This is a genomic window from Flavobacterium croceum DSM 17960, from assembly GCF_002917885.1.
In the GTDB taxonomy this organism is placed as follows: Bacteria; Bacteroidota; Bacteroidia; order Flavobacteriales; family Flavobacteriaceae; genus Flavobacterium; species Flavobacterium croceum.
The window spans coordinates 20,147-30,163 of record NZ_PQNY01000019.1; the positions used below are offsets into that span (position 1 = coordinate 20,147).

Sequence of the window (10,017 nt, forward strand, 5' to 3'; positions counted from 1 at the left end):
TTATTGCTTGTGAATGATGAAAATTGCAGGCCGATTGTGTAAATCTACTGTAGATTTTTTCCATTGTGCCACCGTTTGTGTTTTTATGTATTCGGTATTCAAGCTAATATCTGCGGCAATGCAAAGCAATGTATTGGGTTGTAAAAAGTTTACTAAATCTTCTAATAATTTAGTATTTCTATATGGAGTTTCTATAAAAAGTTGCGATTGATTTTTTTCAAAAGAAAGCCTTTCGTAGTTTTTTAGCGCATTTTTTTTGTCCTGCTTATCAATAGGTAAGTAGCCATTAAAAGCAAAGCTCTGACCATTCATACCACTAGCCATCATAGCCATAAGTATGGAAGATGGTCCTACAAGAGGTACAACTTGTATACCTTTTTTGTGAGCCAATTGTACAATCGCTGCACCAGGATCGGCAACACCAGGGCATCCAGCTTCACTCATAAGTCCAATATCAATACCATTTAAGCAAGGAAAAATCATTTGTTCGAATTCTGAAACTTCTGTTCTCTTGTTTAAAGTACTTATAGACAAACTTGCCTGAACTTTTTCTGGACAAATAGATTTTATAAATTTTCGAGCTGTTTTTTCGTTTTCTACAATGTAACTATCAATGTGCTCTATAGTATTTTTTACAGTATAAGGTAAAACATCAAGCGGATTGTTATCTCCCAAAGTAGTAGGGATTAAATACAATTTACCAGTTAAAATTACAGGTTTCATTATAGGTGTTTCTCTTTTAGTTTTTCTGCTAATATTGTGCAAGCTTCATCGAGCATTTGATATACTTGGTCAAAACCATTTTGTACACCATAGTAAGGGTCTGGTACATCAACATTCTCGTTTGGAAACAGTTGATTGAGTATTAAATCTACTTTTTTTGCTTGATTTTCATTTTTGGCTAGCGACAAAATATCTTCATAATTATTGGTATCCATAGCAAAAATATAATCAAAAGCATCAAAATCTTTTACAGAAAACTGTCTGGCTTTTTGTTTACTAATGTCCAAACCGTTTTTTTGAGCAGTGGTTATAGAACGTTTATCAGGTTGCTTGTCAATATGGTAGTTTCCTGTTCCTGCAGAGTCTACAAAAAAAACATCTTTGGGTAATTTGGAAGCCAAAATACCTTCTGCTAATGGCGAACGGCATATATTGCCCAAGCATACCATTAAAATTTTTACAGGCATAAAGACGGAATTAAAGAGAAAGTTTTTTGTTTATATCGTCTACAAATTTTTTAAACTGTTTGTCGGTAGTAAGTAAGTTATCAACGGTTTTGCAAGCGTGTAATACGGTAGCATGATCTCTATCGCCTATTTGCGAACCTATATTTGCCAACGAAGCTTTGGTGTATTTTTTTGCAAAAAACATAGCAAGCTGTCTGGCTTGTACTACATGACGTTTTCTTGTAGATGATTGCAATGTAGGAATGTCCAACTGAAAATATTCGGAAACTATTTTTTGAATATAATCTATAGATATTTCTCGTTTTACATTTTTGACAAACTTTTCTACAATATTTTTTGCCAAATCCAAAGTAACTTCTTTCTTGTTGAACGATGATTGGGCTATTAAAGAAATAATAGCACCTTCAAGTTCTCTTACATTGGATTTTATGTTTTTGGCTACATATTCTACAATTTCATTTGGCATTTCTACACCATCACGATACAATATGTTTTTTAAAATAGAAATTCTCGTTTCATAATCAGGTTGATGTAACTCTGCAGAAAGTCCCCATTTGAATCGCGACAACAAGCGTTGTTCAATATCTTGCATATCTACAGGTGCTTTGTCTGAAGTAAGAATTACTTGTTTGCCATTTTGATGCAAATAATTAAATATGTGGAAAAATACATCTTGAGTACCCGATTTTCCAGATAAAAACTGTACATCATCAATAATTAATACATCAATCAATTGATAAAAATGTATAAAATCGTTACGGTTATTTTTCTTTACAGAATCAATATATTGTTGTGTAAATACTTCTGCCGAGATATAAAGAACTGTTTTTTCTGGATATTTATCTTTTATTTCTACACCTATAGCATGAGCAAGGTGCGTTTTGCCTAAACCAACACCACCAAATATAAGCAACGGATTAAAAGAAGTTCCACCAGGTTTATTAGCCACAGCCATACCAGCCGAGCGAGCCAAACGGTTGGAATCTCCTTCTAAGAAATTGTCAAAACTATAATTTGGATTAAGTTGCGACTCTATTTTAAGGTTTCTTATACCCGGAATGATAAAAGGATTTTTTAATTCTGGATTTAAGTTTTTTAATGGAGCATCAACCTCTTGCGATTTTATAGGACTTCTATTGGTACTAGGCAATTGTTCTGTAAAGGGTTGTTTATTGCCATAAGTGTTTTCCATTTTAATTTTATAGAGTAACTTTGCATTTTTTCCAAGTTCTTTGGTAAGTGCAACTTTGAGCAATTTCACATAATGTTCTTCAAGCCATTCGTAAAAAAATTTGCTAGGAACTTGAATATATAGTGCATTGTCAGTAAGTTCAACTGATTTAATAGGTTCAAACCAAGTTTTAAAGGCTTGTTCCTGAATATTGTCTTTGATAAAAGACAAGCAGTTTTCCCATACTGATTGTGCAGTTTTGCTCATATATTCTTTAAAATTAATAAATTATTTATTAGTTAGAGGGGGTAAAAAACACAATTTGAAACGGTGTTTTTTGGGATAACAAAAATGTGAATAAAATTTGGTAAAAAAAAATCAATAAAGTGTTGATTATTTAAAAATTTTATTGTAAAAGAATTTTTTGTCATTGGTTTAAGTGCAAAAAAGATAGATTAAATACAATAATGATTTTGGTGTAGTTTTCTTAATTTTGAACACGAATTAAATTGTAATATTTAACTTATAAAATATGATTTCACACGAAATACAAGTACGAGTTCGTTATAGCGAAACCGATCAAATGGGAGTGGTTTATCACGGTAATTACGCGCCTTACTTCGAAATGGGGCGTGTAGAATGGCTCCGCAATATGGGTATTTCCTATAAATGGATGGAAGAAAATGGTATTATGCTTCCTGTGGTTTCTTTGACTATGAATTACAAAAAACCAGCTCGTTATGATGATTTACTCACGATACGAACTATATTAAAGAGTCAGACCTCTGTGAAGATAGAATTTGACTACGAAATTTATAACGAAAATGAAGAGTTATTAACAACGGGCTATTCTATGTTGGTATTTGTAGACATGAAAACAGGCAAGCCTACTTTGCCTCCAGAGTATGTTGTAGCACTTTTGCATCAATAAGCCTAATCGAGAGTTGTAATACTTACTTCGTATAAATTACTAAAAATGTCGAAAATTGTTTCGGCATTTTTTTTTCGGGTAGCTATTTCAATTTCGCAGCTTAATTCCATTTTTTGAGCTATGATATCAATATTTTTTTCTTTAATAACCCGCATTACTTTGTTCATATTTTTGTAATCAAAAGAAATTATAAAATGAACATTTATTGTTTTTTCAATAATATCAGCTTGTTCCAAAGCCATGTGAGCAGCTGTTTTGTAAGCTGCAATGAGTCCGCCAACGCCAAGTTTTATACCACCAAAAAATCGTACAACAACAACTAAAACATTAGTAAGTCCAAAAGATTGAATTTGACCATATATAGGAGCTCCTGCAGAATTGCTAGGTTCTCCATCATCATTAGCTCGATGGTAAGGGTTGTGTGTGCCTATTTGAAACGCATAGCAAAAATGCACAGCACCATAATGTTGTTTTCGTAAATGTTCTAAATGAAATTTTACTTCATCTTCGTGTGTAACAGGAAATGCATACGCAAAAAATTTACTGTGCTTTTCTTTGAATAAAATTTCGTCAGAAGGGTTTGCAATAGTTTTGTAAGTGTCGTTCAAAATTAAGAAGTACAGTATAAAAATTATTACAAGGGTAAATGTTTTTGTTTTGCTAAATCTACCACATCTTCTGTACCCACTTGTAGGTTCCAAATGTGCATACCTAATTTTTCGGCAGCATCGGTGTTGGCTTTTTTATCATCTACAAATAAAGTTTTTTTTGGGTTGAGATCGTATTTGCTTAAAATGGTTTTAAAAATCTGTTCATCGGGTTTTCGCATACCCATTTCATAAGAATAAAAAACTTTTTCAAAGCATTGGTAAAAATCACTAAAAAATGATACACCCACCATGTCTTCAAAATGCTCAATATGAATCGAGTCTGTGTTTGTTAATAAAAACAGCCTATATTTGTGTGATAGAAGTTGTAGAAACTCAAGTCTGTATAATGGAAAATCGCCAATTATGGTATTCCAAGCCTGTTTTATTTCGGCATGGCTAGCGTGAGGGATAAATGCAGAAAAACTATTTAAAAATTCTGTTTCAGATATTGCGCCTTTTTCAAATTGATCGTTGGCGTGAACCAAAACTTCGTTTGGGCCATTTAGACCTAATTTTTTAAAAGCATCTTGTTGTGTTTGTTTTTCTAAGTTGATAAACACATCTCCAAAGTCAAAAATAATGGTGTCAATCATAATTGAAAAATAGTTTTAATTCGTCATCTTGTACTTGTTTTTTTGTAAACAACTTTTGTGGAAGTAGCGGTGCTTCTAAGCCATTTTTTAAAAAAACAGGTGAGCAAAATACTCTTGCTTCATCCCATAAATTAGCATCAATAAAACTTTGCAAGGTTTGTTTTCCGCCTTCTATAATAACCGATTGCAGTTTTTTTTGATACAAAATATCGACTACTTGTTGTGGCAACAAGTTATCAAAGTTACACTTTTCTACAGTACAATTTTCGTTTTCTGCAAAAAAATGTTCTTCAGAAATAATTAGTGTTGATGCTGTATTGTCTTTAATTGCAAATGAATTTGAGATCGAATTTTTTTTGTCTAATACAATTCTAGTTGGATTGTTTCCGTACCAATCTCGTGTAGTAAGTTGCGGATTATCGTCTATAACTGTTTTGGTTCCTACCAATATAGCTTGTTCTTCGCTACGCCATTTGTGTACAATTTGTCTAGAGTATTTATTAGACAACCAAACAGGTTTTTGAATTTCTTTGGTAAGAGGAGCCATATACCTATCGGCACTTTCTGCCCATTTAAGTATAATATAAGGTCTTTTTTTGTTATGAAAAGTAAAAAAACGCTTGTTTAAATCGATACATTCTTTTTCTAAAACACCTACAATTACTTCAATGCTATTGTGTTGAAGTTTTTGTATTCCTTTACCGGCTACTTCTACAAATGGATCTGTAGTGCCTATTACTACTTTGGGTATTTTATGCGAAACAATCAAATCGCTACAAGGCGGTGTTTTTCCGTAATGATTACACGGTTCTAAACTTACATAGAGCGTAGATTCTCGTAATAAATTTTTATTTTTTACACTATTTATAGCATGTACTTCGGCGTGTGGTTGTCCTGCTTTTTGATGCCAGCCCTCACCAATAATAGTGTTATTATGCACAATTACGCTACCAACCATGGGGTTAGGGTAGGTTGTGCCCAAACCATTTTTTGCAAGCTGTATGCAACGTTGTATGTATTTTTGATGTATATTCACACGGCAAAAATAATACATTAAAATGTTCAATTATTCTATTAGAGCCATAAATAAAAATGATAATCCAAAAATAGCTCAAGTTATTCGTAGCATTTTTATAGCTGATAATTATCCTAAAACAGGTACTGCATTTGCCGACAAGCAATTAGACTCTATGTATGAAACGTATTTGGCAACAAACGCAATTTATTTTGTACTAGAGAACCAATTGGGCGATATAGTAGGAGGTGCCGGTATTGCTCCCTTGGAAAACGAAAATAAAACGATTTGCGAGCTACAAAAAATGTATTTTCTGCCAGAAGTTCGAGGTAAAGGTTTAGGCAAAAAATTAATTTTACTTTGTTTACAAACGGCTAAAATATTTGGTTACACACAATGCTATTTAGAAACATTACCCGAAATGAAAATAGCGCAAAAACTCTATACATCTGTTGGATTTGAATACCTTTGTGCGCCTATGGGTACCACAGGTCATACCAACTGTCCTGTTTGGATGATAAAGAATTTGTAATATGTTATTAAAAGAATATAAAACCTATTTTATTACTAAACTTGAACCACTGTACGATGTTCTCGAAGCAGAAAGTTTTTTTTATATAGTTTTAGAATCTTACCATAAACTTAAGCGTATCGATGTAGCCTTACAGCCTAATTTAGAAATTACTTTAGAACAAAAAAGTTATTGGGATAAGGTGTTACAGCAACTCCAAAACTACAAGCCTATACAATATATATTGGGTAAAACAGAGTTTTTTGGACTACCGTTTTATGTAAATGAAAACACATTAATTCCTAGACCAGAAACCGAAGAATTGGTAGATTGGATTCTACAATCTTTGCCAAAAGCACAAAGTGTTTTGGATATAGGTACAGGTAGTGGATGCATTGCTATTTCACTAAAAAAGAATATGCCTCAAGTAAAGGTTTATGCCCTAGATGTATCGGAACAAGCACTAAAAATAGCCGAACAAAATGCACAGGTAAACAATGTAGACATTCAGTTTATACAACAAAATATTTTAGTTTTACAAGATATTCCTTTATCTTTCGACTGTATAGTTTCCAATCCTCCGTATGTGCGTGAGCTTGAAAAAGCCACCATGAAACCCAATGTTTTGAATTTTGAACCTCATTTGGCATTATTTGTAGAAGATACAGATGCTTTGTTATTCTATAGAAAAATAGCTCATTTTGCATTAAAACACTTAAAGCCAAACGGGAAACTGTTTTTTGAAATAAATCAATACCTTGCTCAAGAAACGATAGCGATGCTTGCAGCGTTAAATTTTAAAAATATTCAACTTAAAAAAGATATTTACAACAACGATAGAATGATACAATGCAGGCTATAATTATTCGTATCGTAAGGCTTCAATAGGGTCAAGTTTTGAAGCTTTTATAGCGGGATACAACCCCGAAATTACAGCTACTACAAATGTAATACCTACAGCCGCCATCATGGCTTTCCAAGGTATTACAAAATCAAAATCCATAGCGGCAGCGGCAATATATCCGGTAAAAATTCCTAAAAGTATACCCAATAAACCACCCAATTGACCTACAATTAACGTTTCGGTAAAAAATTGCCAAGCAATAGTACCTTTTTTAGCGCCTAACGATTTTCGAACACCTATTTCTCGCGTTCTTTCGGTTACAGAAACAATCATAATATTCATGAGCGCAATAGAAGAACCAAAAATGGTAATAATACCAATAATTGTGGCAGCAATATTGAGCACACCTGTCATTTCGGCTATTTTATGTACCAAATCATCACTTCTAGTTATACCAAAATTATTTTCTGAACTAGGGTTTTGTTTTCTAATATTTTTAAATGTAATAGTGGCTTGTCCTACAGCCGCATCAAGCATTTCCGAACGATCTACCAAAACACTCAAACTATAATTGATGTTGGCATTTGAGTATAAAGATCGAGCCACTTGAATAGGAATGTATATTCGAGAATCTTTACTATTTCCAAACGTAGAGCCTTGTTCTTTTAGTACACCAATTACTTTAAATTTTGCGCCTCGAATCGTTAAAATTTTATCAATAGGATTTACATCTTTAAGTAAACCTTTGGTAGAAAAATCACTACCTACTACACAAAAATAAACATTGTTTTGAATATCAAAAGCATTAAAATTTCTACCTTTTGTAACTTCCAAACCGCTATTGAGTGTGTAGTTTTCATCAATACCCAAAACCTGAATTTCTGGATTTGTTTTTTCGTTTTCATATTTTACTTCTGCCACACTTGTAGCCGTAAACGATAACGAACAATGGGTGAGAGGAAATTTGTATTTTTCTTTAAAACTTTTGGCTTGACTATAAGTTATAATTGGGTTTACTTTTTCAATATCACCACCGCCATGTCTTCTTGGCCCCGAATCGTATTGATTTATAAAAAAAGTATTCGAACCCATAGAAGCAAACTTGGTGTTCAACGTGTTGTCTAGAGCCGAAACCACAGTTAATATTCCTACCAACGCCCAAATACCAAAAGCAATAATAATTACCGTTAATATCGTACGCAATAATTGAGTACGAATAGCACCAAAAGCAATCTTAATATTTTCCTTTACAATTCCTCTCATAACAACATTTGACTCAAAAATATCGAAAATGTTACAATATATCTTTCAAAACTTAGCGAAACTTAGCATATTTGCATAATATTTTAACGAAGCATCACTATAGGCATTCCAATATCCATATTCCTGCTTTCCGCACTGCATGGCAGTTTGCTACAATCAGGGCTAAAACAATCACTATAGGCTTCTAGTACACAATAGTAACCCAATAAGTATCTAAAAAAATGGCTCAAAAACCAAGCATTCCAAAAGGCACTCGCGATTTTACACCAGCAGAAGTATCCAAAAGAAATTATATCACTACGGTAATGCGCAAACATTTTGAACATTTTGGCTACCAACCCATAGAAACACCTTCATTTGAAAACTCTGATACACTTATGGGAAAATACGGAGAAGAAGGCGACAGATTGATATTTAAGATAATAAACTCAGGAAATTATTTTTACAACAAAACAAAAATAGATTTACCACAATCTATACAAGAACTACAAACCAACTCTGCCGAAACAATTACGCTAGAGCAACGTGTAGAATTGAACAAATTTACTGCAAAAATTTCCGAAAAGGCTTTGCGATACGATCTTACCGTACCCTTTGCGCGCTATGTTGTGCAACACCAAAACGAAATAGAATTTCCATTTAAACGCTATCAAATTCAACCTGTATGGCGTGCAGATAATCCGCAAAAAGGACGCTTTAGAGAATTTTGCCAATGTGATGCCGATGCAATAGGTACAAAATCGTTGTGGCAAGAAGTAGAGCTAGTACAGCTTTACGATGCCGTTTTTACCGAATTAGGATTACAAGGTTGTACCATAAAAATTAACAACCGCAAAATATTATCGGGTATTGCCGAAGTTATTGGCGCATCAGATAAGCTCATAGATTTTACTGTAGCACTCGATAAACTCGATAAAATAGGCGAAGAAGGTGTGAAAAAAGAAATGCAACAAAAAGGCATTTCACCCGAAGCATTAGTAAAGCTACAACCTTTGTTTGATTTTGTGGGTACTATTGAAGAAAAAATAGAAAAGTTAAAAACGCTTTTGGAAAATTCTACAGAAGGCAAAAAAGGAATAGAAGAATTAGAATTTATTTGTACCCATGTACTCCAACTAGGTTTGCAATCTTCTTGCTTAGATCTCGATGTAACCCTTGCTCGCGGACTCAATTATTACACAGGAGCCATATTTGAAGTAAGTGCGCCAAAAGGAGTGTCTATGGGTTCTATAGGCGGAGGCGGACGATACGACGATTTAACAGGAATATTTGGTCTTAAAAACATGAGTGGTGTAGGTATATCATTTGGGTTAGATAGAATCTATTTAGTACTAGAAGAGTTACAACTATTTCCAAATGAAGTTACTACAGGTACTAAAGTTCTGTTTTTGAATGTATCTGAAGAGAAAGCTTTTTTAGCATTGCAAACAATATTAAAATTAAGAAAAAACAACATCAAAGCAGAACTTTATCCAGATACGGCTAAGTTTGATAAGCAATTTAAGTATGCAGAAAAGCGAAACATTCCGTTTGTAGTTAAAGATGTAAGCCCAGATAGTTTTGAACTTAAAAATTTAATTTCGGGAGAACAAACTACACTTAATTTTTCAGAATTAACAACAGTATTGCAATAAATAAGAAGGCACTGTTCTAAAAAATGGTTTATAAAATTGCCACAAATTGTACTCAAAGTTTTTTATCAAATCTACTTTTATCTGGATTTAGTTTATTAATTATATAGAATTATTATAAAAACCCGTTGTGCATTATAAAAAAAGTTGCTCAAATCATTAATAATGATTAAATTGTATTGACTTTCAAACAATTACAATAATGAGCAACCTTGAAG

At 33.0% G+C, this 10,017-nt stretch carries 11 protein-coding genes; 4 read left to right on the forward strand and 7 right to left on the reverse strand.

Annotated elements, in window-relative coordinates; translation table 11 throughout:
- The 3 genes from Q361_RS11835 to dnaA are packed head-to-tail and all read right to left on the reverse strand — an operon-like array spanning position 1 to position 2,628.
- On the reverse strand, positions 1-723 hold the full coding sequence (locus Q361_RS11835; protein ID WP_103726944.1) for an SAM-dependent methyltransferase: 723 nt from the start codon (positions 721-723) through the stop codon (positions 1-3).
- A complete protein-coding gene (locus Q361_RS11840; RefSeq protein ID WP_103726945.1) occupies positions 723-1,190 on the reverse strand; it encodes a low molecular weight protein-tyrosine-phosphatase in 468 nt (155 codons plus the stop codon). Before Q361_RS11840 ends, Q361_RS11835 begins: the two co-directional genes overlap by 1 nt.
- A 10-nt stretch (positions 1,191-1,200) precedes the next feature.
- Complete coding sequence (gene dnaA / locus Q361_RS11845; RefSeq protein WP_103726946.1) at positions 1,201-2,628, reverse strand: chromosomal replication initiator protein DnaA; 1,428 nt, start codon at positions 2,626-2,628, stop codon at positions 1,201-1,203.
- A 265-nt stretch (positions 2,629-2,893) separates the two neighbouring features.
- Between dnaA and Q361_RS11850 the strand changes: the two genes are divergently transcribed.
- Positions 2,894-3,292, forward strand: a complete 399-nt coding sequence (locus Q361_RS11850; protein ID WP_103726947.1) for an acyl-CoA thioesterase — start codon at positions 2,894-2,896, stop codon at positions 3,290-3,292.
- A 2-nt stretch (positions 3,293-3,294) separates the two neighbouring features.
- On the opposite strand, the gene Q361_RS11855 is transcribed toward Q361_RS11850, so the two are convergent.
- The 3 genes from Q361_RS11855 to ribD are packed head-to-tail and all read right to left on the reverse strand — an operon-like array spanning position 3,295 to position 5,571.
- Positions 3,295-3,903 (reverse strand): IMPACT family protein, encoded by a 609-nt coding sequence (locus Q361_RS11855; protein WP_103726955.1) that lies wholly within the window; start codon positions 3,901-3,903, stop codon positions 3,295-3,297.
- A gap of 23 nt (positions 3,904-3,926) precedes the next feature.
- The gene (locus Q361_RS11860; protein ID WP_103726948.1) at positions 3,927-4,535 is read right to left on the reverse strand and encodes an HAD family hydrolase; all 609 of its coding nucleotides are present in this window, start codon (positions 4,533-4,535) and stop codon (positions 3,927-3,929) included.
- Complete coding sequence (gene ribD, locus Q361_RS11865; RefSeq protein ID WP_103726949.1) at positions 4,528-5,571, reverse strand: bifunctional diaminohydroxyphosphoribosylaminopyrimidine deaminase/5-amino-6-(5-phosphoribosylamino)uracil reductase RibD; 1,044 nt, start codon at positions 5,569-5,571, stop codon at positions 4,528-4,530. The genes Q361_RS11860 and ribD overlap by 8 nt, the downstream gene beginning before the upstream one ends.
- A 22-nt stretch (positions 5,572-5,593) precedes the next feature.
- Between ribD and Q361_RS11870 the strand changes: the two genes are divergently transcribed.
- Positions 5,594-6,082: a GNAT family N-acetyltransferase gene (locus Q361_RS11870; protein WP_103726950.1), complete on the forward strand. Its 489-nt coding sequence runs from the start codon at positions 5,594-5,596 to the stop codon at positions 6,080-6,082.
- 1 nt (position 6,083) lies between these two features.
- Positions 6,084-6,923 carry a peptide chain release factor N(5)-glutamine methyltransferase gene (gene prmC, locus Q361_RS11875; RefSeq protein ID WP_103726951.1) on the forward strand — a complete coding sequence of 280 codons (840 nt, stop codon included), beginning with the start codon at positions 6,084-6,086 and terminating at the stop codon, positions 6,921-6,923.
- On the opposite strand, the gene Q361_RS11880 is transcribed toward prmC, so the two are convergent.
- Positions 6,924-8,168 carry an ABC transporter permease gene (locus Q361_RS11880; protein ID WP_103726952.1) on the reverse strand — a complete coding sequence of 415 codons (1,245 nt, stop codon included), beginning with the start codon at positions 8,166-8,168 and terminating at the stop codon, positions 6,924-6,926.
- A 221-nt stretch (positions 8,169-8,389) separates the two neighbouring features.
- Between Q361_RS11880 and hisS the strand changes: the two genes are divergently transcribed.
- Positions 8,390-9,802, forward strand: a complete 1,413-nt coding sequence (hisS, locus tag Q361_RS11885) for a histidine--tRNA ligase (RefSeq protein ID WP_103726953.1) — start codon at positions 8,390-8,392, stop codon at positions 9,800-9,802.
- The last annotated feature ends 215 nt before the right edge of the window (positions 9,803-10,017 follow it).